The organism is Bartonella sp. DGB2 (assembly GCF_046843095.1).
GTDB lineage: Bacteria > Pseudomonadota > Alphaproteobacteria > Rhizobiales > Rhizobiaceae > Bartonella.
The window spans coordinates 1,057,265-1,082,284 of record NZ_CP177325.1; the positions used below are offsets into that span (position 1 = coordinate 1,057,265).

The 25,020-nt window shown below is 46.4% G+C and carries 20 protein-coding genes and 1 tRNA gene; 13 read left to right on the top strand and 8 right to left on the bottom strand.

Going from position 1 to position 25,020, the window contains the following annotated elements:
* The first annotated feature begins 217 nt into the window (after window positions 1-217).
* The 5 genes from rbfA (at window position 218) to ACK28X_RS05880 (ending at window position 5,578) form a co-directional block, all read left to right on the top strand.
* Window positions 218-643, top strand: coding sequence for a 30S ribosome-binding factor RbfA (gene rbfA, locus ACK28X_RS05860; protein WP_412057482.1), 426 nt, complete (start codon window positions 218-220; stop codon window positions 641-643).
* Complete coding sequence (truB, locus tag ACK28X_RS05865) at window positions 627-1,586, top strand: tRNA pseudouridine(55) synthase TruB (RefSeq protein ID WP_412057483.1); 960 nt, start codon at window positions 627-629, stop codon at window positions 1,584-1,586. The genes rbfA and truB overlap by 17 nt, the downstream gene beginning before the upstream one ends.
* A 131-nt stretch (window positions 1,587-1,717) precedes the next feature.
* Window positions 1,718-1,987: a 30S ribosomal protein S15 gene (gene rpsO / locus ACK28X_RS05870; protein ID WP_412057484.1), complete on the top strand. Its 270-nt coding sequence runs from the start codon at window positions 1,718-1,720 to the stop codon at window positions 1,985-1,987.
* Window positions 1,988-2,214: 227 nt separating this feature from the next.
* On the top strand, window positions 2,215-4,401 hold the full coding sequence (pnp, locus tag ACK28X_RS05875) for a polyribonucleotide nucleotidyltransferase (protein ID WP_412057485.1): 2,187 nt from the start codon (window positions 2,215-2,217) through the stop codon (window positions 4,399-4,401).
* A 184-nt stretch (window positions 4,402-4,585) separates the two neighbouring features.
* On the top strand, window positions 4,586-5,578 hold the full coding sequence (locus ACK28X_RS05880; RefSeq protein ID WP_412057486.1) for a class I SAM-dependent methyltransferase: 993 nt from the start codon (window positions 4,586-4,588) through the stop codon (window positions 5,576-5,578).
* 6 nt (window positions 5,579-5,584) lie between these two features.
* Here ACK28X_RS05880 and ACK28X_RS05885 read toward each other — a convergent pair whose 3' ends face one another.
* On the bottom strand, window positions 5,585-6,625 hold the full coding sequence (locus ACK28X_RS05885; RefSeq protein WP_412057487.1) for a YeiH family protein: 1,041 nt from the start codon (window positions 6,623-6,625) through the stop codon (window positions 5,585-5,587).
* 171 nt (window positions 6,626-6,796) lie between these two features.
* Between ACK28X_RS05885 and glmS the strand changes: the two genes are divergently transcribed.
* Entirely contained in the window at window positions 6,797-8,620 is a 1,824-nt protein-coding gene (gene glmS / locus ACK28X_RS05890; protein WP_412058297.1) for a glutamine--fructose-6-phosphate transaminase (isomerizing), read from the top strand.
* A gap of 50 nt (window positions 8,621-8,670) precedes the next feature.
* Here glmS and ACK28X_RS05895 read toward each other — a convergent pair whose 3' ends face one another.
* Window positions 8,671-9,117, bottom strand: coding sequence for a nucleoside deaminase (locus ACK28X_RS05895; protein WP_412057488.1), 447 nt, complete (start codon window positions 9,115-9,117; stop codon window positions 8,671-8,673).
* 240 nt (window positions 9,118-9,357) lie between these two features.
* On the opposite strand from ACK28X_RS05895, the gene ACK28X_RS05900 reads away from it, so the two are divergent.
* The 5 genes from ACK28X_RS05900 to ACK28X_RS05920 all read left to right on the top strand — a co-directional run bounded on the left by ACK28X_RS05900 (window position 9,358) and on the right by ACK28X_RS05920 (window position 14,156).
* Window positions 9,358-11,025 carry a pseudouridine synthase gene (locus ACK28X_RS05900; protein ID WP_412057489.1) on the top strand — a complete coding sequence of 556 codons (1,668 nt, stop codon included), beginning with the start codon at window positions 9,358-9,360 and terminating at the stop codon, window positions 11,023-11,025.
* Window positions 11,006-11,566: a 16S rRNA (guanine(966)-N(2))-methyltransferase RsmD gene (gene rsmD, locus ACK28X_RS05905; protein ID WP_412057490.1), complete on the top strand. Its 561-nt coding sequence runs from the start codon at window positions 11,006-11,008 to the stop codon at window positions 11,564-11,566. Before ACK28X_RS05900 ends, rsmD begins: the two co-directional genes overlap by 20 nt.
* A 77-nt stretch (window positions 11,567-11,643) precedes the next feature.
* Complete coding sequence (locus tag ACK28X_RS05910; RefSeq protein ID WP_412057491.1) at window positions 11,644-12,990, top strand: TldD/PmbA family protein; 1,347 nt, start codon at window positions 11,644-11,646, stop codon at window positions 12,988-12,990.
* Entirely contained in the window at window positions 12,977-13,792 is an 816-nt protein-coding gene (locus tag ACK28X_RS05915) for a 3'(2'),5'-bisphosphate nucleotidase CysQ (RefSeq protein ID WP_412057492.1), read from the top strand. Before ACK28X_RS05910 ends, ACK28X_RS05915 begins: the two co-directional genes overlap by 14 nt.
* Before the next feature lie 127 nt (window positions 13,793-13,919).
* Window positions 13,920-14,156 (top strand): DUF4170 domain-containing protein, encoded by a 237-nt coding sequence (locus ACK28X_RS05920; RefSeq protein ID WP_412057493.1) that lies wholly within the window; start codon window positions 13,920-13,922, stop codon window positions 14,154-14,156.
* A gap of 196 nt (window positions 14,157-14,352) precedes the next feature.
* On the opposite strand, the gene ACK28X_RS05925 is transcribed toward ACK28X_RS05920, so the two are convergent.
* The 3 genes from ACK28X_RS05925 to metZ all read right to left on the bottom strand — a co-directional run bounded on the left by ACK28X_RS05925 (window position 14,353) and on the right by metZ (window position 17,836).
* Window positions 14,353-14,598: a DUF2093 domain-containing protein gene (locus ACK28X_RS05925; protein ID WP_412057494.1), complete on the bottom strand. Its 246-nt coding sequence runs from the start codon at window positions 14,596-14,598 to the stop codon at window positions 14,353-14,355.
* 82 nt (window positions 14,599-14,680) lie between these two features.
* Window positions 14,681-16,480 carry a DNA mismatch repair endonuclease MutL gene (gene mutL, locus ACK28X_RS05930; protein ID WP_412057495.1) on the bottom strand — a complete coding sequence of 600 codons (1,800 nt, stop codon included), beginning with the start codon at window positions 16,478-16,480 and terminating at the stop codon, window positions 14,681-14,683.
* A 165-nt stretch (window positions 16,481-16,645) separates the two neighbouring features.
* Complete coding sequence (gene metZ / locus ACK28X_RS05935; protein ID WP_412057496.1) at window positions 16,646-17,836, bottom strand: O-succinylhomoserine sulfhydrylase; 1,191 nt, start codon at window positions 17,834-17,836, stop codon at window positions 16,646-16,648.
* Window positions 17,837-18,034: 198 nt separating this feature from the next.
* On the opposite strand from metZ, the gene ACK28X_RS05940 reads away from it, so the two are divergent.
* On the top strand, window positions 18,035-19,144 hold the full coding sequence (locus ACK28X_RS05940) for a 2'-deoxycytidine 5'-triphosphate deaminase (protein ID WP_412057497.1): 1,110 nt from the start codon (window positions 18,035-18,037) through the stop codon (window positions 19,142-19,144).
* Window positions 19,145-19,197: 53 nt separating this feature from the next.
* A tRNA-Gly gene (locus tag ACK28X_RS05945) sits at window positions 19,198-19,271 on the top strand.
* 639 nt (window positions 19,272-19,910) lie between these two features.
* Here the strand turns inward: ACK28X_RS05945 and xseA are convergent.
* From xseA to ACK28X_RS05960, 3 genes are all read right to left on the bottom strand, one after another.
* The gene (xseA, locus tag ACK28X_RS05950; protein ID WP_412057498.1) at window positions 19,911-21,413 is read right to left on the bottom strand and encodes an exodeoxyribonuclease VII large subunit; all 1,503 of its coding nucleotides are present in this window, start codon (window positions 21,411-21,413) and stop codon (window positions 19,911-19,913) included.
* A 205-nt stretch (window positions 21,414-21,618) separates the two neighbouring features.
* Window positions 21,619-23,232, bottom strand: a complete 1,614-nt coding sequence (locus tag ACK28X_RS05955) for a long-chain-fatty-acid--CoA ligase (RefSeq protein ID WP_412057499.1) — start codon at window positions 23,230-23,232, stop codon at window positions 21,619-21,621.
* Window positions 23,233-23,257: 25 nt separating this feature from the next.
* The gene (locus ACK28X_RS05960) at window positions 23,258-25,015 is read right to left on the bottom strand and encodes an acyl-CoA dehydrogenase (RefSeq protein ID WP_412057500.1); all 1,758 of its coding nucleotides are present in this window, start codon (window positions 25,013-25,015) and stop codon (window positions 23,258-23,260) included.
* Window positions 25,016-25,020: the final 5 nt, after the last annotated feature.

The following is a 25,020-nucleotide window of genomic DNA, read 5'->3' on the forward strand; positions in this document are numbered from 1 at the left end:
CGGTTTTGGCGCAGTCAGTAGCGGTTTAGACCCTGCCCATTCAAGAGCCTTGCTAGTGTAGGGTTTTGTTGAACAGGCAGAGGGCTTTAACCTGTAGAGTGTGTTTGACTCCACACAGATATACGCAGTTATATTTCAGTGTATTTATGCCCCTATGTTTCGAATTTATCTTGAGGTAAAGTGGGGGCTTTTGGGCGGGTTTTGAGGCAGGTGATATATGCAAAAGACGCGAAATCAAAAGGGGCCAACAGCCCGGCAATTACGGGTCGGTGAACAGGTGCGCCATATTTTGGCTCCTATTTTACAGCGGGGGCCTTTTCACGATCCATTGTTAAACGGGGTTTTAATTTCTGTTTCTGAGGTGCAGATGTCGCCGGATCTCAAGATTGCTTCTTGTTATGTCGCCCCTCTTGGTGAATACGCGCGTGAGCCGATTGTTATGGCATTAAACCGTAATGCCCGCTTTATTCGGGGGCTTGTAAGTCAAGATTTGCGCCAGATGAAATATATGCCGCAATTTCGGTTTTATCTGGATACTAGTTTTGATAATTTTGCCAAAATTGATGCGCTTTTGCGCTCGCCCGCAGTCAAGCGCGATTTAGCGGCCCCAGAAGAGGATGAAAACAATGGCGCGGATGCGTAAGAAAAAAGGCAGATCCGTTTCAGGCTGGGTGATTTTAGACAAGCCAAAGGGCATGGGGTCGACTGAAGCGGTGGCTAAGATCAAATGGCTATTCCAAGCGGAAAAGGCGGGTCATGCAGGTACGCTTGATCCTTTGGCATCAGGGCTTTTACCCATTGCTTTGGGTGAGGCTACAAAAACTGTTCCCTATGTAATGGAAGGGACGAAGGTTTATCACTTCGTTATAGCATGGGGAGAAGAACGTAATACTGATGACCTTGAGGGTAATGTTGTTAAAACATCAGATAAGCGGCCGCAGGAAGCAGAGATCTTGGCGCTACTTCCCAAATATTGTGGTGTGATTTGGCAAACGCCGCCACAATTCTCGGCAATTAAAATTGCTGGTAGCCGTGCTTATGATTTGGCGCGTGAGGGAGAAGTGGTGGAAATCCCTGCCCGCGAGGTGGAAATTGATAGATTGACCCTTTTGGGTATAGACGAAGGAGGTCGTGCCCGCTTTGAAGTGGTGTGTGGCAAAGGTACGTATGTGCGCTCTCTTGCGCGTGACTTAGGTCGCGATTTGGGCTGTTATGGCCATATTGCTGAATTACGGCGCGTCGAAGTGGCGCCTTTTGATCAGGAAGATATGGTAGAATTGAACGTGCTGGAAGCGAAAGCCGTGCCAAAAGATGATGAAAATGGTGAAATCCCTTTACGTTTCCGCAATTTTGATGCTTTGGATGCGTTTTTGATTGAAACGGGCGCTGCCTTAGAATTTGTTCCTCATTATTCACTCAATGATGAAGAAGCGCGACGTGTGCGCGCGGGTAATGCCATTCTTTTGCGCGGCCAAGGTGGGCCGTTTGATGAGGAAGACCTTTGGGTAAGCCAAAAGGGACGACTGGTGGCAATTGGCGTCTTAGAGCAAGGTCAGTTTAAACCGCGGCGGGTATTTGGAGCGTGAAAAAGAACTGGTTTTTAGCAAGGCTTTGTTATATGGTGAAGTGTGCTATAGGGCGTTGCCCATTGTATGTACGCCTTGGCTGGACGACATCTTGGCCATGGGCGATTTTCCTCAAATGAAAGGATGGATGGATGTCGATTACCCCTGAACGTAAACAAGCTTTAATGGCTGAATATGCAACCAAACAAGGTGACACTGGTTCGCCCGAAGTGCAAGTGGCTGTTTTGTCAGAGCGGATTGCTAATTTGACTGAGCATTTTAAATCTCACAAAAAGGATAACCATTCTCGGCGTGGGCTCTTAAAATTGGTTTCTCAACGCCGCCGTCTTTTGGATTATTTGAAATCCGTTGACCAAGCTCGGTACCAAAACCTTATTAGTCGGCTTGGTTTGCGCCGTTAGCCGTCAATGGAAACAAGGTGGGGCTTGGCCCCGCCTTATTTGTTAAATGCAAGCTTTCATGGGGCAGGATTACTGGACGTTTATGGTTAAAAATATGGCGGATATTGTATCCTTCATCGGCTCGCTTAGGTGAGTTATTTAGTAAACTTCTTGTTGTCTTGCCCATGGTGGCAATAAGATAGACACTATATAAACGGTATTATTTACCATTATCCTTAAGGATGAAGATGTTTAAAACACATAAAGTAGAAATTGAATGGGCAGGGCGTTCGCTTACCTTGGAAACGGGTAAAGTGGCACGCCAAGCCGACGGGGCGGTTATGGCTACCTATGGTGAAACCGTAGTTTTGGCGACGGTGGTTTCGGCTAAGGAACCAAAAGAGGGACAAGATTTTTTCCCACTTACAGTAAATTATCAAGAAAAAGCCTATGCTACGGGTAAGATCCCTGGCGGCTATTTTAAACGCGAAGGGCGCCCAAGTGAGAATGAAACATTGGTTTCTCGCTTGATTGACCGGCCTATTCGGCCGCTTTTTGCCGATGGCTATAAGAACGAGACACAGGTGATTGTTACTGTTTTGCAGCATGACATGGAAAACAATCCTGATATCTTATCGCTGGTTGCCGCCTCTGCTGCTCTCACCCTCTCGGGTGTACCATTTATGGGACCGATTGGTGGTGCCCGCGTTGGCTATATTGGGGGGCAATATGTTCTTAACCCTCATATTGATGAAATGCCTGAATCCAAATTGGATCTTGTTGTTGCTGGCACTAGCGATGCAGTTTTGATGGTGGAGTCCGAAGCAGAAGAATTACCCGAAGATGTGATGTTGGGCGCAGTGATGTTTGGCCAGCAAGGCTTTCAGCCAGTCATTGACGCTATTATTCAATTGGCAGAAGTAGCAGCCCTTGACCCGCGTGACTTTACACCTGAAAACCTAGCCTCTCTTGAAGATGCGATGTTAGCTTTAGTAGAAAAAGATCTACGCGCTGCTTATAGCATTACCGATAAGCAAGAGCGTTATAGCGCGGTAAACGCGATTAAAGCTAAAGTTTTGGAAAAATTTGTGCCTATTGATGGGGTGGACACTTCCTATACGGAGGAGCAAGTCGCCACGGTTTTTAAAAGCTTACAAGCCAAGATTGTTCGTTGGAATATTTTGGATACCGGTCATCGAATTGATGGTCGTGACTTGGTTACCGTACGTCCGATTGTTTCAGAAGTTGGCATTTTGCCGCGCAGCCATGGTTCAGCGTTGTTTACGCGTGGTGAAACACAAGCCATGGTTGTGGCTACTTTGGGAACCGGCGAGGATGAGCAATATATCGACACGCTGACAGGGCTTCACAAAGAAACTTTTTTGCTTCATTATAATTTTCCGCCCTTTTCAGTTGGAGAAACGGGGCGTATGGGGTCGCCTGGGCGCCGCGAGATTGGCCATGGGAAATTAGCGTGGAGAGCTATCCACCCTATGCTACCAAGTAAAGAAAGTTTTCCTTATACTTTGCGGATTGTGTCTGAGATCACTGAATCGAACGGCTCTTCTTCCATGGCTACCGTATGTGGCGCTTCTTTGGCCTTGATGGATGCTGGTGTACCTTTGGCACGGCCTGTCGCAGGGATTGCCATGGGGCTTATTAAAGAAGGTGAGCGCTTTGCAGTTCTGTCAGATATTTTGGGTGATGAAGACCATTTGGGTGATATGGATTTTAAAGTTGCGGGCACTGAAAAGGGGATCACCTCTTTGCAGATGGACATTAAGATTGATGGTATTACCGAAGAGATCATGAAGATCGCTTTAGAGCAAGCTAAGGGCGGTCGAATTCACATTTTGGATGAAATGGCCAAAGCATTGGATACTGCGCGGTCTGAATTAGGGGAGTTTGCTCCTCGTATTGAAATGATGCATATTGCGGTTGATAAGATCCGCGAGGTGATTGGCACTGGCGGTAAGGTGATTCGTGAGATTGTTGAGCAAACGGGTGCTAAGATTAACATTGATGATGATGGTACAATCACCATTGCCTCTGCGGACGCTAAATCTATCGACGCCGCTAAACGTTGGATTCATTCCATTATTGATGAACCCGAAGTCGGGCATATTTATGAAGGAACCGTGGTAAAGACGGCTGATTTTGGCGCTTTTGTTAATTTCTTTGGTCCACGGGATGGTTTGGTGCATATTTCACAATTATCCAACCAGCGGGTGGCAAAAACGACCGATATTGTTAAAGAGGGTGACCGTGTTTGGGTGAAATTGGTTGGCTTTGATGAACGTGGTAAAGTGCGCTTATCCATGAAAGCGATTGACCAAGAGACGGGGCAAGAACTTAGTCTTGATGAGGCCGATACGATTGAAGACCACGGTGAAGAAGCGGTAGATCGGAAGCGTCGACCACGCCGTAGGGATTAAGCGCTGTCTCTTTTATTTAGTGATGATGCTCTGATGTTTTTCAGGGTGAGTGTTTTCTTTATTTAAGCTGTTAGAGTAAAAAAGCAAACCCTTTAGGGTTTGCTTTTTTGTTGAGAGAAGTAAAGACAGCGAAGCAGTTGACAATGTTTTTTGTTATGTAATACGTGGGATATAAGATACGCCGATGCCAATTTTTTTACCATTTGAAACCAATAGGCTAGCCCCACCTAGCTCTGATGCGTTATGGCTAACCCACGGTTTAGAGGATTTGCCGATTAAGGAATGGGCGCAGTATTGTCACCATATTACGCCATGGAGAGGAAATTTTTTGTGCTTTGCGGCGGCGGGTTTGCGATGCTTCCCTAGTCTACCCGATAAAGGTGCGTTGTATGCGGGGGCTATTTTGCAATTAGGTAAGTCTGTTGCCTATAATAAAAATCGATTTCTTGATCTTTTAGCGCGCTTATCGGCTGGTGGATTCATGGTGGTGGCGGGAGGAAATCGAACGGGTGTAAAATCTTTTCTTATGTGGGCGCAAAAGATCGCTCCTCTTTTGGGTCGTGAAAGCAAAAATCATGGACAGGTATTTTGGTTGGAGCGTCCTGCTATTGTTGATTTTAGGATGTTAGCAACGCTTTATGATCCCCCCTGCTATTTTGGGGATGGCTTTGTTACGCAAGCGGGTATGTTTTCTCATGGTAAGGTTGATAAGGGTTCAGAGCTTTTGTTACCCTTTATAGATAAGGTTGCCTTCGGGCGGGTAGCCGATTTAGGGGCGGGCTGGGGCTATCTATCCCATGCTATTTTACGTGCACCACAATTGAAAGTGCTTGATCTTTATGAGGCTGATTATGAAGCTCTAGGAGCAGCGGAACAACGCTTAGCGGCTACAATACGACCGGTGCATTTTTATTGGCATGATGTGGTAGTAGAGGAAATTATAACAGTTTATGATACGGTGGTTATGAACCCACCTTTTCATACTGGTCAACGCCGAGATATTGGTTTGGGAAAGTACTTTATTGATGTTGCTGCTAAAGTATTAAAGCGGGGTGGACGTCTTTTGATGGTTGCCAACCGACAATTGCCTTATGAAGCTTTATTGAATGAGCGTTTTCGTCAAGTTTATTGTCATCAACAAGGGCATGGGTTTAAGGTTCTAGAAGCACATCGATGATTTACTTTAAGCCTCAAGTGAGTTTAAGGGGAGGATACTAAGCCAAAGTAAAACGATTGTCGCCATTAAGGCGAGTGAAGCTATGGTCACAAGCACTACGCGTCCACCAGCTCGTTTTAGGGTACGTATATCGACCCCAAGCCCAAGTCCAGCCATAGCAAAAACGGTTAAGAGGTTAGCGCTTGTTTTCAATATGGCTAAAGCGCTTGTGGGGATAAGATGTAAGGAACGTGCCGTCATAAGCGTGATAAAGCCTATGATAAAAGGGGGGATGAATTTTATGATTGCAGGTCGTTCGGCCGTCTTGTTTTGAAAAATGATGGCTAGGATAAAAACTATTGGTCCTAAAAATAAAACCCGCAAGAGCTTAACAAAGGTAGCAATTTGTGTGCTTAATGGAGAGATAGGAGCTGTTGCGGCCAAAACTTGGGGCACGGCATAGACAGTCATACCAGCTAAAAAACCATATTGCCCTAAGGAAAGGCTAAAGAGAGGGATGGCAAGGGGTAAAAGGAGGATGGTAAGAACGCCCAATGCAGCGGTAAATGCAATTGCCGCAGCCACGTCATCACCTTTAGCACGGATGACAGGCGCTACCGCTGCAATGGCAGAATTGCCACAAATAGCATTCCCACAAGCTACTAGCAAGGCAAGTGGTGAAGAAAGCCCTGTCAAGCGCCCTAAAAGATAGCTTAATAAGATTACTAAGATAACGGTCACGGCAATGACCAAAAAAATAAGGGTTCCTGCTTGTTGAATAGTATGGAAGCTGATGCTGGCTCCCAAGCACACAACGGCGATTTCAAGTAGGGTTTTGGCGGCAAAGTCAATACCTCTTTTAGCTGCCGGTGGTATGGGGCATAAGCTACGGATAAGTATACCAAGCAAAATGGCCAAAACCAGATTTTCTAGCCAAACACCGCTAAATAAGGCTCGTTGAAGCCATACAATGAACTGCGCGCCTATCGAAATAGCAGCACATAGGAGCAGACCCGGAATTAGAGGGGAAAATAGCCGGAGGGGAGCAAGGATAATTTTATTGCGCATGTTTTTTTTTCGGCTTATCAGTAGACGCGATGATTGTCATAGAGGGGAGCTCTGATCCTTTAACGCCGTTAATCTCATAGGGATGTGGCTAAAAATTGTCCTGAGGCTGATAATGATAATCTGTTTTATCTTGCATGGATAGAGGGTTTATCAAAGAAGGGGAAAGATTGCATGTGTGGGATTATTGGGATCATTAGCAAGAAGCCGGTTGCACCGCTTTTGTTGGCGGGGCTTAAGCGGTTAGAGTATCGTGGCTATGATTCTGCTGGCATCGCCACTTTGGAAACGGATCACCTACGGTGCTTGCGTGCAGCAGGTAAATTACATCATTTGGAAAAAAAATATGAAGAAACGCCTATTGGGGGTTTTGCAGGTATCGGGCATACGCGCTGGGCGACCCATGGCAAGGCATGCGAGCGTAATGCTCATCCCCATATGAATGGCACCGTTGCAGTGGTTCATAATGGCATTATTGAGAATTTTGGTACTTTACGCGCAGCGCTTGAAACGAGTGGGTGCATTTTTGAAAGTGAAACGGATACAGAAACGATTGTTCATTTATTAAGTTTAGCTTTAAAAGCGGGTAAAACCCCATTAGAGGCCGTTAGGGGAACACTTAAACAATTGCGTGGCGCTTTTGCGTTTGTCGCGCTTTTTGCGAACTATGGCGATACGATGATTGCTGCGCGCTCTGGGCCGCCGCTTGTTTTGGGGATGGGCGAAGGTGAGATGTTTGTCGGTTCTGATTCCCTTGCTTTGGCACCATTCACCCGCAAGATTTGTTATTTAGAGGATGGGGATTATGCTCTTATCCATAAGGCGGGTGCGGTGATTTATAATGCAGATGATCAAGAAGTAGAGCGCAAGATTACCCACTGTACCACAGCGCAGGTTCAAGTTTCTAAAGAGAATTACCATTGTTTTATGGAGAAGGAAATTTTTGAACAACCTGATGTTGTTGCTCAAACATTGGCTCATTACGTCGATCTAGAAGCGCGGCAGTTACGTTCTATAAGCCAAGCGATTAATTGGAATGGTATCAAACGCTTAGTATTTTCGGGTTGTGGTACAGCCTATTACGCCGCGTCAATCGCCCGTTATTGGTTTGAAAGCCTTGCGATGCTTGGGGTTGATATAGATGTTGCATCAGAATTCCGTTACCGCGAGCCACCGCTTGATTTAGAGAGTGTAGCGTTTTTTGTCTCTCAATCGGGAGAGACTGCGGATAGTTTGGCCTCTATGCGCTATTGTCGCGATAGGGGTGTGGAAGTGGCGGCGCTTGTGAATGTTCTAGAATCAAGCATGGCGCGTGAGGCTAATCATGTTTTTCCTACCCTAGCCGGCCCAGAAATTGGTGTGGCCTCTACCAAAGCCTTTACTTGTCAATTAGTTAGCTTAGCTCTTTTATCCTTAGAAGCGGCAAAGGCGCGTGGGCGCCTTACGGGAGAGGAGGAGCAAAATCTCCTTTTCCAATTGTTGAAGGTTCCTAGTTATCTTCATAAGGTCTTGCAATTGGATGCAGAAATTATTCGTTTCTGCTCGCCTTTGATAGAGGCAAGGAGTGTGCTGTATTTGGGGCGTGGTCCCTCTTTCCCTTTAGCGCTTGAGGGGGCGTTGAAACTGAAGGAATTATCGTATCTACACGCCGAAGCCTATGCAGCGGGGGAATTAAAACACGGCCCCATCGCTTTGATTGACTCACAAATGCCCATTGTGGTGGTTGCACCTTTTGATAAGTGGTTTGAAAAAACTATGTCTAATATGCGGGAAGCGGCGGCGCGCGGCGGTAAGATTCTTCTCATTACTGATGAGAATGGGGCAAAAAGCCACGGGGTTGATGGGGTAGATTCTTTGATTCTACCATCTATACCTACGTTTATTTCTCCCATTCTGTATGCAGTTCCGTTGCAATTGGTGGCGTATCATGTTGCACGCATTTTGGGGCGTGATATTGACCAGCCGCGTAATTTAGCTAAATCTGTCACGGTTGAATAAGCGCATTTAAAGGGAGTTTTACTGCTAATTTAAAGAAAAGTCGCTTTTGTTCAGAGGCGTAGACGAGCAAAAAATGTTTTAAGTAAAAGGCTAGATTCTCGTTCTCCTATTGCGTTATAGATTTCGGGTTGGTGATGGCAGGTGGACTGATGAAAGAATCGTACGCCCGATTCTACTGCACCGCCCTTTGGATCTCGTGCTCCATAATAAAGGCGGCGGAGGCGGGCATGGGCAATAGCGCCCGCGCACATAGTACATGGTTCAAGGGTGACATAAAGATCGCAATCAACGAGACGTTCTCGGCCTAAAAGGGCACAAGCCGCGCGTATTGCGCGTATTTCTGCATGTCCCGTTGGATCGGGAGTGGTGCGGGTTTGGTTGCTTGCATAGGCAATGGGCAAGCCTTTGTGTATGATCACTGCCCCCACGGGAACTTCGCCTCGGGCGGCGGCGTACTTTGCTTCATGCAGAGCGAGAGCCATTGGGCTACGTTTCATGGCTTTAACTCTTAAGCCTTGGGTATCGCCAAAAGCGGGGGGAATGAAATTCTAGTTGCAGGAATGGGATCATCGGGTTAAACCTCGTGCGAACGGGGATTCAATTGAAAAAGTGGAGTGTGGACTTATCTATACTCTTTGCCATAGGTATTTATCCCAGTGTGGTGTTGTGGTAAGTTTCTACAATATTTTGGGTAAATCGCTACAAAAATCTGCACCATAGGCTGATAAGGATAGACAATGAACGAGGGTCGCGGCAAAAAAAATATGCCCCAAAAGCACCATGGTGCCAAACAAAAAGAGAGGGCGCATAGGCCGCGGGAATCGCGTGTTCCGCGTCAAAGAGAGAGTTATACGCCGTTATTGACACCTTTAGGTGATGAGGGTGAACGTATTGCCAAAAGGTTAGCGCGGGCGGGGATTGCTTCGCGTCGCGATGCTGAAATGATGATTTTAGCAGGTAGAATCGCGGTGAATGATCAGGTTTTGGTTTCGCCTGCTTTGAATGTAAAACGTGATGACATAATTACTATTGATGGTAAGTTACTTCCACCTATTGAGCGCACGCGCCTGTGGCTCTATCATAAGCCTGTAGGCCTTGTGACAACGCATAGAGACCCAGAGGGGCGCCCCACAGTTTTTGAACGCCTGCCTACCACGATGCCACGGGTACTTTCAGTGGGTCGGCTTGATATCAATACTGAAGGACTTCTGCTTTTAACCAATGATGGAGGCCTTGCTCGGATTTTGGAATTACCTGCCACGGGGTGGGTTCGCAAGTATCGTGTGCGAGCCCATGGGCGAGTGCAACAAAGCGCTTTAGATGCCTTAAAAAACGGCATTGCGGTTGATGGCGTGTTTTATGGGGCTATTGAGGCTACGCTTGAACGGGAGCAAGGTAGTAATGTTTGGCTAACTTTGGCACTACGCGAGGGAAAAAATCGTGAGATAAAAAATGTATTAGGCGCCCTAGGTCTCTCGGTTAATCGTTTGATTCGTGTTTCTTTTGGTCCTTTCCAACTTGCTGATTTACCAGAAGGTAGCGTGCAAGAAATAAAGGGACGCATTTTACGCGATCAATTGGGCGAGCGTTTAATAGAAGAAGCTAATGTTGATTTTGACGCTCCGATTTTAAATCCATTTTGTAACCGTCCCGTTGCGACTGAAGTTAAGCTGGAACAAAAAGTTGCGGACGAGGAAAAGGAATGGATTTCTTCCCGCCCTGTTGAAAAGCATGATCGCCCTCGGAGAAGGCCTGTTGGTAATGAGAAAGGGCGCGTCGTTTCAGATAAAGCTTTTTCAGCTGTAAAGCCCCGCTATGGCGATGATCAAGCCCCTTTTAAACAAAGGGGTAGTAATATGGAAAGGAAGGGGCCCACGCGTAGCCGTGATAAGAGCGCTCAGGTTGGGACTCAAGAGGATGAACGCGCCAACAAGCCGCAAATGCCTCGTTCGCGGGCGAGTAATGTTTGGATGGCGTCAGGAGCGCGACCGCAAACGGCGCGGCGCACTCAAAGGGCTGCACGTTATGAGATAACGCAACCGGATGGGACGCATAGGGAGAGGCCGCGTCGATTTGCTAGTGCGGTGGCGCATGATGGCGAGGCACCACGTCAGCGTCCTAATGTAACAAATCGCAGAGATGATAGGGTTTATGAGGGAAAAAAACAGCCTTTTTCTGGTGTTGCGAGTCGTGAGAAACATGAAGGTTTTGGACAAAACCGCGGTTCTAAGTTTTCTAAAGCGGAAAGGCCATTTGAAGGCCGCAAGGAGCATCAAAAGAAAAACGCGCCTAGCGGAGGTAAGCCATTAAATGCATCCGCAAAGCGTGAGGGATCTTCTATGAAGCGGGCTTCTTTTACTAAACCCTTTGCAAAGGGAGGTAAACGTGCGGATCGTCGGCGGTAAGTTTTCTGGTCATAGGCTTGTTACCCCTCAGAGTTTAGCTATCCGCCCCACTAGCGATCGCACGCGTGAGAGCTTGTTTAATATTCTGAGCCATAGAAGTCAGGATTTTTGGCGCGGGAAACGCGTGTTAGATTTATTTGCTGGCACAGGGGCCCTAGGAGCTGAGGCACTTTCGCGCGGCGCGGAAGCTGTGCTTTTTGTAGAAACTTTAGCGCAGGCGCGTGGGATTATTCAACAAAATATTGAAGCTTTATCTTTGCAAGGTAAAGCGCGGATTTTGCGTCGCGATGCTACTACATTAGGGATGGCCGGTACGATAAAGCCTTTTGATGTGGTTTTTGCTGACCCGCCATATGGTAAAGGTTTAGGGGAGAGGGCTTTTCAATCGGCTCTCGTTGGGGGATGGACTCAGCTTGATACTTTATTTGTTTTAGAAGAAGCTATGGATGCTTCTATCGTTCTGGACAAGGCTTTTCATCTTCTTGATACCCGCATTTATGGTAATAGTATGATCCGGTTTTATCAAACCATAAGTGATTGAACTTTCTGTTAGAGTTATTTATAAACTTAGGAAAGGGTACGGTTGAAATAGCCAAGCAAGCAGAGAAAGAAGGCGTGATGCACGTTGAGAGTGACAACAAGCAAAAGCAGCTAGATCAAGCGACACATCTAGTGGAAGCTGCTATGCGGGCAGGTGCTTCTTCTGCAGAAGCAGTTAGTGTACGCGATCATTCGTCAAGTGTGACGGTGCGGCTTGGTAAGGTGGAAGAGACAAAATCCTCCGAGGGTGATCATTTTTCATTGCGGGTTTTTGTAGGCCAAAGGGTTGCAACTGTTTCTGCTAATGCAGGTGAAGATCTTTCTTCTTTAGCTACACGTGCGGTAGCAATGGCAAAAGTTTCGCCCGAAGATCCTTATGCGGGTCTTGCCGGGTCTGATCTTTTGGTAAAAGACCCTGAAGATCTTGATTTATTAGATAGTTTTATCCCTAGTATGGACAAACTGCGTGAAGATGCATTGGTAATGGAAGCGGCAGCCTTAGAAGTGGAGGGCGTGACGAACGCTCAAGGAGCTACAGCAAGTTATGGGACGCAGGGTTTAATCTTAGCAAATAGTGCTGGGTTTTGTGGGCACTATGATACGAGTTATTTTTTGCGCCATTGCGGGGTTGTGGCTGGTGAGGGCGCAGAAATGGAGCGTGATTATGAATATGAAGCGGCGTTGCATTATGATGAATTAGAGCGGCCACCTGTTGTTGGGAGGAGAGCCGGAGAACGCACAGTGCGGCGCTTGGGTGGGCGTCAGGCTAGAACTGGAGTGGTCGATGCGGTGTTTGACCCGCGTGTAGCACGTAGCATTGCAGGTCACATTGCTAGCTTGCTAAATGGCGCTTCTGTAGCCCGCGGCACAAGCCTTTTACGGACACATATGGGCAAGAGGATCATGCGCCCTGAGGTGCGGGTCAGTGATAATCCACTGAGGCGGCGTGGCATTGGCTCGCGTCCTTTTGATGGAGAAGGATTGGCAGCCGCACTTTTATATCCAATTGAAGACGGCGTGTTGAGCTATTGGTTATTATCATTAGCTACAGCGCGGGAATTGGGTTTAAAACCTAATGGTCGTGGTATACGCTCGCGTGCAGGCATTGAGCCTGGTAGTAGCAATTTTGCGATTGAGCCCGGCGCTATTAGTCGAGATAGCCTTTTGCAGGGCGTTAAAAATGGCTTCTATGTTACTGAAGTTTTTGGCCAAGGGGTTGATTTCATTACGGGGCAATATAGTCGTGGCGCTTCAGGCTTTTGGATTGAAAATGGCGAGATCACTTATCCTGTAAGCGGTGTAACCTTGGCTAGTGATTTGTTAAGCATGTTGGCTCGTCTCATCCCAGCGAATGATCTTGACCGCCGCTATGCAACTGCTGCACCAACCTTGATGATTGAGGGCATGACGCTTGCCGGAGAATAAAGATGATCTTGCTCTTTTGTCTCGCGTCTGTCGCCAAGCAGGCGATATTGCCTTGCGTTATTTTCGGCAGGATGTAGAGATTTGGATTAAGGCGGGAAATTCCCCTGTCAGTGAGGCTGATCTTGTTATTGACCGATTTTTAAAACAAGAGCTTTTGGCCGCACGGTCTGATTATGGTTGGATATCTGAGGAGACGGTCGATGAGCGGCCGCGGCGTTTTTATCAGCGGTATTTTATGGTTGACCCGATTGATGGAACGCGCGGCTTCTTAGAGCATAAGAGCGAATGGTGTATCTCGGTTGCTGTTATGGAAGCGGGGCGGCCAGTGGTGGGGGTTTTGTATTGCCCTGTTTCTGGTACGCTTTATAGTGCAAGCCTTGGGGATGGTGCATTTTTAAACGGCGAAAGGATGGCTACTTTACCTAGGGGTTTAGAACGCAAGCCTGTTATTTCTTTGGCGTCTTCTATGCGGGGGAGTTTTAGTTCTCAATGGATAGAAAAGATAGAATGTGCGCCTTACGTACCTTCGCTTGCTTGCCGCATCGCTTTTGTAGCAGAAAACCGTTTTGATTTTCTTTGGGTGCGGCCTAACTGTCATGATTGGGATATTGCGGCAGCTGCCTTAATTTTACACGAATGTGGCGGCGCTCTATCGGCCTTAGAGAAGCAAGAAGATGGCGCATTGACCTTGCGCGCGATAACCTATGGTTTGCCCCCCTATCGACATGGTTTTTTATTAGGATGTGGAAATTTTCAACAAGAATTGGGGGTAGCGCTTGTTCAGGCTGCCGCGTTAGTTTAGATCTAATCTAGTGAAAAGTCCCCTTTGTATACATAAGCTTTAAGGATGAGTAAATTTGGTAATTTATTGATGGCTTTTGTTGAGAAGGGCTTTCGAGACGTATATTACAGCTTATTGAGGAAATCATATGACAGAGACAACGCAACCAAAACAATTATTGCATCTTGTTTTTGGGGGGGAACTTAGCTCTCTTGAAGGCAACCACTTTCGTGACCTTGATAACTTAGACATTGTCGGTATCTTTGGCGATTATAAGACGGCTGAAGCGGCTTGGCGTGCGAAGGCACAAAGCAGTGTCGATAATGCTTTGCAACGCTATTACATTGTGCATTTACATAGGCTTTTAGAGCCTACGGAAGAGTAACGCGATATTGAAGTCCCCAGAGAAAGGCGATACGCTAAATCGCGTGTGCTAGCAAAGCAGATTAATGATGCTACGATTATAAACAGCCTTGGGTTTAGTGGCGCGCGCTGTATGATAAAGGGCGCAGCCTTTGCATTATTGAAAGCAAAGGGTGCGCTCTTGGTTATCTAGCGATGGCAAAAAGCATGTGGCTTAATTATGATTCCTTATTTAGAGTTTTATGCAATAAGGAGCGCAGACGCGGGTTGCATTCTAATTCGCGTTGGTAAGAAATTTCACAGGTAGCATAGGCCTCTTGCCGCGTGAAGCTCCAGTATTTTAACTCATCCAAGGGGATGGGCGCTCCACTTATAGCGCAAGTAACATAATTTCCTGGTTTTTTAATGCGAAAATCGCCGCTTTGGTAAGTAAGTTTTGCTTCAGATTGGCCTAAGGATAGCATGGGATGCCTTCTGTTAAATGCAGATTATTTTGCATTTTAGCGCAATTTTAGAAGGAATTAAAGCTTTGATTTCAGCTCAGCCTTAGCGACGCCCAAATAGGCGTTCAATATCGTGAAGTTTGAGTTCAATATAGGTAGGGCGGCCGTGGTTGCAAGTGTTAGCGTTGGGGGTAGCCTCCATTTGGCGTAACAGGGCGTTCATCTCTTCACCACGCAAAACGCGTCCTGCCCGAACAGATCCATGGCATGCCATGGTGGCGGCGATGTGATCAAGCATGGCTTTGATCCCTTGGGCAGTGCCATGTTCTTGAATTTCATCGGCAAGGTCACGTATTAAGGCTTGGATATCTGCCTTATTGAGCAAAGCAGGTACTTCCCGCACCACGATAGCTTCTGGACCAAAAGGTTCGAGGATAAGGCCAAATTTTTGTAAATCGTCTGCGTGTTGAGCAAGATTATTAGCATCATCGCTTGGGAGTTCAACGATTTCGGGCATTAATAACAGTTGAGACGGTAAAGGCTCTTTATAAAGTGCTTGTTTGAGGGCTTCGTAAATTAAGCGTTCATGGGCGGCATGTTGATCTACAATAATAAGGCTATCATCAGTTTGGGCAATGATATAGTTTTTGTAAATTTGGGCTCGCGCCACCCCAAGTGGATAGTTGGTTACCATTGCTTCGGAGGCGCTTTCAGAGGGTACAGGAGAGGGAGATGATGTATTATCTTTTGGCTCATTAAGGGCGTGGGGCGGCAAAAGCGGTTGATGAAAAAGAGTACTATTCGATGTGGGAAGGGGAAATCGGTAGGCTGTTTGCGAATTTTGTGAGAAGCCAGTTGGGGCTTTAAAAGCATTAAACATGGCTTGGCTACTAGCAGGCGCAGAGCGGATGCCCGCGCTTTGCAAAGCTTCACGGATACCACCAATGATCAAGCTACGAATATAGCTGGGGTCGCGAAAGCGTACATCGGCTTTAGCAGGGTGAACATTTACATCTACATCGTGAGGGGGGAGTTCAAGAAAAATCGCAACTACTGCGTGGCGGTCATGAGGAATGGCGTCAGCATAGGCGGCTTTGATGGCGGCGAAGATCAATTTATCGCGTACGGGGCGGCCATTAACATAGGCAAATTGTTGCAAACTATTGCTTCGGTTAAAAGAGGGTAGGCCCACAAAACCTGTAAGTTTTACTGCTTCACGTACGGCATGGAGATCAAGGGTATTTTTAGTAAAGTCCTTGCCCAAAACTTGTCCCATACGCTCAAGTTGGCCAGTTTTTTGCGTGCTACAGGCAGAAAGGTCTAAAAGGCCACGATCATTGCCCGAAAGCGTAAAGCGGATATGAGGAAAGGCTAAGGCTATGCGCTTAATGATATCAGTGATAGCAGTGTTTTCAGCACGATCACTCTTTAGAAATTTTAGACGAGCGGGGATAGCAAAAAACAGATCACGTACTTCGACCATCGTGCCGCGATTAGCGGCGGCGGGGCGCGGTCCATCAATCTTTCCCGCTTGAACCAAGATCTCGTGCGCTTCATCAGCACTGGCGGTGCGTGAAACAAGCTTGAGACGCGCTACAGAGCCGATGGAAGGCAAGGCTTCTCCGCGAAAGCCAAGGGCACGGATGTCATGGACATCATCACCCATTTTTGAGGTGCAGTGGCGAGCAATGGCTAGCGAGAGTTCATCAGCTGGGATGCCAGTACCATTATCAATGACACGGATCAGATTTTTGCCACCCGCGGCAGTGACAATTTCAATTTGCGTAGCACCGGCATCAATAGCATTTTCGACAAGCTCTTTGACAACGCTAGCAGGGCGTTCAATCACTTCACCAGCGGCGATTTGGTTGATGATTGTTTCACTCAAATGGCGGATGGTCATCCTTTATCCTTTGGTTATAGAGTCGTGTTGTGTAGGTAGGTTTTTGAAAGCTCTATTATAGGAAGGAGAGCGAAATTGTGCCATGGTGAAGGCTAGCGTCAAACTGTACCAAGCAGGCTTTATTCTTTGTAGAAGCCGACTCTACGAACCAATTTATAGCTTTTTTTACGCATGTTCAAGAGCTGCTTCAATGTCTTCAAGAAGATCGTGTGTGTCTTCAAGCCCAACAGAAAGCCGTAAAAGTCCGCCGCTTATGCCAAGCCGTGCCCGTGCTTCTTCACCAATGCTTTGATGCGTGGTGGTAGCGGGGTGGGTAATGATTGAGCGCGTATCGCCAAGATTATTAGAAATAAGAGGGATAGAAAGATGATTGCAAAAGCGAAAAGCCGCTTCTTGCCCATTTTTTAGTTCAAACGCAATCATAGTGGAGCCACCTGACATTTGACGGGCAATAATATCGGCTTGTGGGTGGTTTTTATGGCCAGGATATATGCAGCGTGTTACAGCTTTATGATTGGCGAGAAGATTTGCGATTTGGCAGGCTGATTCAGTCATTTGCTTGACTCGTAGGGGCAGAGTCTCTAGCCCTTTGAGCATTAGCCACGCATTGAAAGGGCTGATGCCTGGCCCAGTATGGCGAAAATATTGGCGAAGGTTTTCTTCTATCCATGCTTCACTAGAAAGAATCATCCCCCCCAGACAGCGGCCTTGTCCATCTACATGCTTGGTGGTAGAATAGACAACTACATCTGCGCCCAATGCGAGCGGTTTTTGATAGAGCGGGGTAGCGAAAACATTATCGACAATGACTATAGCGCCTACCTGGTGGGCAAGTGTACATACGGCGGCGATATCAATGATTTCAAGGGTAGGATTGGAAGGGGTTTCAAAGAAAATACCCTTAGTATGCGGGCGGAGAGCCTTTTCCCATTCGGAGATATTTGTGCCATCAATCACTGAAACTTCTACACCATAGCGCGGTAATATATTTTCTATAATATATTGACAGGAGCCAAACATAGAGCGGGCTGCAATGAAATGGTCACCAGCTTTGATAAAACACAAAATCGACGCCGCCACCGCGGCCATGCCTGAAGCCAAAGCGCACGCGCTTTCTGCTCCTTCAAGAGCTATCATACGTTTTTCAAACATTGTGGTAGTTGGATTGGCATAGCGCGAGTAAACGAATCCAGGATCGCTACCATCAAAACGGGCTTGGGCGCGTTCAGCACTATCATAGGCAAAGCCTTGTGTAAGAAATAGAGTCTCACATACTTCCCCATGGGGGCTACGTTCCGTGCCCGTGTGGATCATTTGGGTAGTGGTTGCGTATTTCTTATCGGGATTTAAGGCCATGGGGTACCTATGGAGCTTAGTTGGGCGCTGTATGCGTAAGTGTAAATAGCCGCCCTGGTTAAAATATATTTGGCTTTGGCATGGCTATATTATAAAAGAATTTTGCCAAGATTGACAGTTATTTGCAAGCCAAGAGTTGATAATATTATCGCTCTAAAGCATTAGTGAAAAGATAGAGAGACACAAAGGGATCTAAGTATGAGCTGTGTGGAACAAGGAATTTTGGCGGACAAAGATATTAGCGCGTGCGTGGAAACGGGTTTATTGAAGATAAACCGCCCTTTGGACGAAGATCAGATCCAGCCTGCGAGCTTAGATTTACGTTTGGGCGATATTGCTTATCGGATTCGAGCGTCCTTTTTGCCTGGACCGGGGAGGACGGTGTTTGATAAGCTTGCTAAATTAAAGTTGCATGAATTATCACTTAAAGAGGGAGCGGTGCTTGAGACTGGTTGCGTTTATATTGTGCCCCTTCTTGAAAGCCTTGCCTTGCCCGACGCTATAAGCGCTTCTTGTAATCCTAAAAGTTCAACGGGGCGGTTGGATATTTTAACACGGGTGATTGGCGACTATGCGCAAGAGTTTGATAAAATTCCCTCTGGGTATCGGGGTCCCCTTTATCTTGAGATCTGTCCGCATAGTTTTCCTATTTTAGTGCGCCAAGGTTCGCGCCTTTCGCAAATCCGCTTCCAGCGAGGACAAAATAGTTTAGATGCTGAAGCTTTACAGCGTTTGCATGAGGAGGAAGGCTTAGTTTCCGATGGTCTATTGAATATCAATGGTGGCGGAATTGGGTTATCAATCGATTTAATAGGGGATGCGCAAGGGCTAGTGGGCTATCGAGCCAAGAGCCATACAGGCTTGATTGATGTTGATAAAAAAGCCAGTGCAGCTCTGTTAGATTTTTGGGAGCCGCTTTATCAGCGGGAGTGCTGTGAATTGGTATTGGATCCTGATGAATTTTATATCCTTGTTTCACGTGAAACGGTGCATGTGCCGCCTCTTTATGCCGCGGAAATGACCCCCTTTGATCCATTAATGGGCGAATTTCGGGTGCATTATGCGGGCTTTTTTGACCCAGGTTTTGGCCACGGAGCTGTGGGCGGAGCGGGGTCTCGCGCAGTTTTAGAGGTGCGTAGCCATGATGTACCGTTTATACTTGAGCATGGACAGATGATTGGTCGGTTAATTTACACACCCATGCTAAATCAACCTACGCGTCTTTATGGTGCGGCGCGCGGCTCTAACTATCAAGCTCAAGGTTTAAAATTATCAAAACATTTTTATCAAGCTGTTGAAACACGTTAAGAATTTTCTTGACAAGCCCTTTATAAGGCTACAAAGTGCGGACGCCTATAGAGGCGGGTATAATGTAATGGTAGCTTGTCAGCTTCCCAAGCTGAATGTGCGGGTTCGATTCCCGCTACCCGCTCCATAGTTTATTTTTCATATATTATCGTATGCTTTTTTAGTGACTGATTGAATGAATTTCCCTCAAAGCGGGTGGTTGTGTTTTTCAAACGATCAAGTGACGGCTATGAGGGGAGATCGCACAAAAGTGATGATTTCAGGAAAATAAACCCAAACACGATTAATGCTTTAAAAAAAGCTTAATGGCATTTATGTATGGCAAGGTAAAAAAACTCCAATAATGCATAATAATAAAAATATATAGTACGGAGACAAATCATATTTTAGGTAAAAAAACTGAATCATTGGTTTCATAAAAAAATTCGGTTGTGATTCAATACTGTGTTTAAGTCTAGATTTGATTTTAATATAATTTTTTCTTATAAAAAAGTCATTAACATCTAAATATATTGCAAAAATTGCTATTGCTACAGACGCTATAAATACGTATCTTTCATTATTTATATTTATTACTTTAAATATCCAAGATCTTCCTATATTATTTATGAGTAATAATGTGAATAGAATCAAGTATTATTATTAATATAATTTTTATTATTTTATTTTTCATAACTTCATTCCTCCTTAATGCAGTATAGACATGTATAATATCCGCAGTTTCTTCCTCCTTTTTATAATTTATAGTAAAAATATTCTGGTGTGTTTATGTTTTTTTAACCCAAACATCACCATCAAGAAAATGTAGTTTTATCGGTGTGTGATCGGGCACGTTTTGGCTGGATTCTATGGGCGTACCGTCTTTATTAAGGACGAGAGCAAAACCACGAGCCAAGGTATTTTGATAAGACGTGCTTTTTAATAGGCGGCTTACAGAGGAAAGATTACCATAGTGGGAGCTTAAGATTTTTTCAATAGTAGTTTTATTGCGTTGGCTAAGGTTGGTTAAGCGTTGGGCATTACGCTGGTAGAGCTCTTCAATTTTTTGCGTAGAAAAACCGCGGGTTAAAACGGAGATATGATCTTTCGAGCGATTAATTTTGGCGATAAGCGCTTGTTTCATGCGCTGCTTAAGATGAGATAAGCGCTCCTGATTGCGTAGGGTAATTTGGTTGATAATATATAAATTAAGCCTTTGGGCACTAGTGTTAAAGCGTTGCCGATGTTCTTGGATATAGAAATATAAGCTGCGGCTAAATCGCCTTACGGTTTCATCAAACCGCATGCGGATGGTGGCAAAAAGTTGATCGCCAGTGGGTAATTGGTGGCCTCGATCATTTAATATTGTTCGGTGGTTGGTTAAGCTGCGCGCAATTGCACTTACCTGACGAGCGCCTAACATAGCTAAGGTGGCTTCGCAGTCTTCACGTACAGGTACGGCTATTTCGGCGGCCGCGGTGGGGGTGGGGGCGCGGCGATCGGCTACATAATCAATTAATGTCCAGTCGGTTTCATGCCCTACGGCTGAAATGATAGGGATTGTTGAATCATAACAAGCGCGGATGATAGCTTCATCATTAAAGCCCCATAGGTCTTCGATGCTACCACCACCGCGCGCTACAATGATAATATCTGGTCGTAATTTACGGAACTTATTGAAGCCTGCAATGGCTTGACTGACTTCTGCGCCACAATTTGGTCCTTGTACTTGAACGGGCCAAACGACGATATGTAGGGGAAAGCGATCGGTTATGCGATGGATAATATCGCGGATGACGGCGCCTGTAGGAGAGGTAACAACCCCTAAAATGCGTGGCATAAAGGGGAGAGGTTGTTTTTTTTCTTCAGAAAACAAGCCTTCGTCAGCAAGCTTCTTGCGGCGGTTCTCTAACTCGACTAAGGAGGCACCAAGTCCAGCCATAGAGAGCGATTCGATAACGATTTGATATCTTGAAGAACCAGAATAGGTAGTAAGGCGGCCTGTAGCGATGACCTCCATACCTTCACTGGGGAGGACTTTTAAGCGGGAAAAAGCGCTGCGCCAAATAACCGCATCAAGACGGGCATTTTCATCCTTGAGAGCAAAATAGGCATGGCCAGAAGTATGGGGGCCACGATACCCAGAAATTTCACCACGGACGCGAACGTGTGAAAAGCGATCTTCTACGGTGCGCTTGAGCGCTACTGAAATTTCGCTTACGCTAAGCTCAATTTCGTTGCTTTTCATGGTAGAAGTAGGGCTTGTTTGCGGTACAAAAATCTCATCCATAGGGTTTTATACTGCCGTTTGCGATAAAAATCCAGAGCTATCCCGTAAAAGACCCTGCATTCGGGGGAGAAGTTAATGAAAAACAAAGGTGCCTATCGCTTTCGTACTTTTGAAAGGGGCAAGTATGGATATTATTTTTGACGCGTGATTACAAAAGGGGGCGGGATTATAGTTTATCTCGCCATCTTTATTAGGTTATGCATTACTATTCTTTGAGGACAATCTCACGAATAGCTGTTTTGAGAAGTTTTCCTGTTGCGGTGTGGGGTAAAGCGTCAACAGTAATGACTTTATCAGGCAGGCTCCATTTGGGGATTTTATCTTGATAAAGCGCTATCATGTCCTCATGCGAGAATTGGGATTCTGCGTGCAATTGAACCACAAGAATAGGGCGTTCGCCCCATCGTTTATCAGGTTTGGCCACCACGGCGGCTTCTTTAATAGCTGGGTGCGATTGGGCAATATTTTCAAGTTCTATAGAACTGATCCATTCACCTCCAGATTTGACGATGTCTTTATCACGATCCACGATCTGAACAAAACCATTTTCGTCCATTGTCACGACATCGCCGGTATTAAACCAACCATCGTCCGTGAAAGCGGAGTGAGGCTCATCATTATAATAGCCAGAGGCGACCCACGCGCCGCGCACCCACATGGAACCAAAGCTTTTGCCATCGCGTGCGACGGGATTATTATGCGTATCAAGGATGCGAAATTCGATCCCAAAGAGAGGGCGACCTTGTTTGGCGATAAGGCTTAAGCGTTCTTTTGGCATAAGTTTTTGATGAACAGGCAGGAAATTAGTTGCCAGACCTGCAGGGCTTGTTTCTGTCATTCCCCATGCTTGTTTAACATCAACCCCTAGTTTAAAGAATTGTTCTATCATAATTGGGGGAACGGCAGAGCCACCGATAATAATACGGTTAAGGCTAGAAAATTGTTTATTATTCTCTCTCATCCAGTCAAGGAGGCCAAGCCATATGGTTGGCACTCCTGCTGCCGCGGTGACCCCTTCATTCTCAAAGAGGGTATAAAGGCTAGCTCCATCATGGTGAGGGCCGGCCATGACGATTTTAGCTCCTACCATGATACTAGAATAAGGTAGCCCCCAAGCATTGACGTGAAACATGGGAACAATAGGTACGATTACATCAGTAGCTGAGAGAGCCAAAGCATCGTGGATATTGATTCCCATAGCGTGAAGGACACTGGAACGATGGCTATAAAGCACGCCTTTAGGTTTGCCCGTTGTTCCGGATGTATAGCATAGGCCAGAAGCAGTGTTTTCATCAAAGATGGGCCATTCATAATCATCTGATTCTACTTCAAGCAAAGTCTCATAGCATAGAAGATTGGGTAGTGTTTTAGAGTTTGGCATATGCGCAGCATCTGTCATAACCACAATAGCTTTGAGATGCGCTAATTGGCTAGCTAAGGCTTCAAGTAGAGGGAAGAATGTAAGATCACAAAAGAGGACGCTGTCATTAGCATGGGCGATAATATATGCGATTTGTGTTGGAAAAAGCCGGGGGTTAATGGTGTGGCAAACAAAGCCTGCGCCAGACACGCCGTAATAAAGCTCTAAATGCCGATATCCATTCCAAGCTAGAGTTCCCACGCGTTCGCCATGTGAAAGCCCTATTTTTTCTAGCGCCTTAGCGAGCTGGCGACTCCTTTTTGCGAGGTCGCGGTAAGTGTAGCGATGGGTAGAGCCTTCCACGGTTTGGGATACAATTTCTGTATCGCTATAATAATTTTCTCCATAGCGTAATATTGACGATATGAGCAAGGGTTCGTTCATCATCATGCCAAGCATAAGGTTCTCCTCCCAATAATGCTAATTAGAGCTGATCAGCATCAAGCGCCATGATATCAACAGCTCCAGCACGAATTGCTGTATCTAGCGCTAATGTCTGTGGTAATATTCGGTTTGTAAAGAAGCGTGCTAATATAAGTTTACGATGTTTGACAGGCGTGTCATTAGTGGCAGCCTTGGCCGCCATACGCACCGATAGCCAGCCAAAGGTAACGAGGGCAAAAAAGCGCAAATAATCGGTAGCACCTGCACCTATTTCGGCGGGGTTGGCGCCCTGCATAGCCATATCTATGGTGAGTTTTACCAACCGCCCCAAGGCTTCGTTTACTGCTGCAGTAGCTTGTTCTAGTTCTGCGGGGCCGTTTAAGCTAGCGAGGTCTTTCCCGATGAGGGTGAAGAAATGACGGGCGATCGCACCGTTTTCCATAGGTAATTTGCGACCTACCAGATCCATTGCCTGTACGCCGTTAGTTCCTTCATAGATCTGAGCAATACGGGCGTCGCGTACGTATTGTTCCATTCCTGATTCTCGGATATAGCCATGCCCCCCGAAAACTTGCTGAGAAAGGACAGCAATTTCAAAACCAAAATCACTAAGCGCAGCTTTGACCACTGGCGTAAGCAGGGCAACCAATCCTTCGGCTTTATGGCGCGCCTTTTCATCGGTATGTCGGATAGCGATATCCATTTGTAGAGCGGTCCAAACAGCAAGCGCTCTTCCTGCTTCGGTGAGGGATTGGCCTGTCAAAAGCATTTTTCGCACATCGGGGTGCTCAATAATGGCCACGGGGTTGCGGGCGCCATCAATAGAGGCGCCTTGCACGCGTTCGCGCGCGTAAGTTGTGGCCTTTTGGTTGGCAATGGCGCCAAGTCCAAGCCCTTGGATGCCTACCGATAAACGTTCAGCATTCATCATTTTAAACATAGCGTGTAAGCCCCGACCCGCTTCACCAATCAGCCAACCTGTGGCGCCGTCATAATTCATTACGCAGGTAGGCTGGGCGTGGATGCCCATTTTATGCTCAAGGGAGCCTACAGAGATGCGGTTTCGTTCTCCAAGGCTTCCATCTTCATTGACCAAAAATTTAGGCACAAGAAAAAGACTGATTCCGCGCACACCTTTAGGAGCATCGGGCAGGCGGGCGAGTACTAAGTGGACGATATTACCACCGAAGTCTTGATCGCCAGAAGAGATAAAGATTTTAGTGCCTTTGATAGCGTAGCGTCCCCCATTTAAGGGTTCAGCGCGTGTGGTCAAGAGGCCAAGATCGGTTCCTGCCGCGGGCTCAGTTAAGGCCATGGCTCCTGTCCATTCGCCAGCAACCATTTTTTTAAGATAGGTATTTTTTATCGTCTCGTCAGCATAATGTATTATTGCTTCTACCGCCCCGCGGGTCAGCCCAGCAAAAATTCCAAAGGAGAGATTAGCAGAGGCAAACATTTCATCAAGTAAGACCTGCAAAACATGAGGCAGACCTTGACCACCAAATTGAGGATCGCCAGAAAGGCTTGGCCAGCCTGCTTCGACAAAGGCTTTATAGGCATCAGTAAAGCCATTGGGGGTGTGGACAATCCCATTTTCTAGCTTGCAACCTTCTTCATCGCCACTACGGTTGAGAGGCTCAAGTACTTTAGTACAAAATTTGCTACCCTCCTCTAAAATACTAAGTGCGAGTTCTGTGTTAACGTCTTCATAGCCGAGGGTGGCCATGTGGGAATCGAAATCAAAAAAATCGCGCAAGAGGAAGGATATATCGTCGAGGGGGGGAATGTATCCAGCCATGGTTT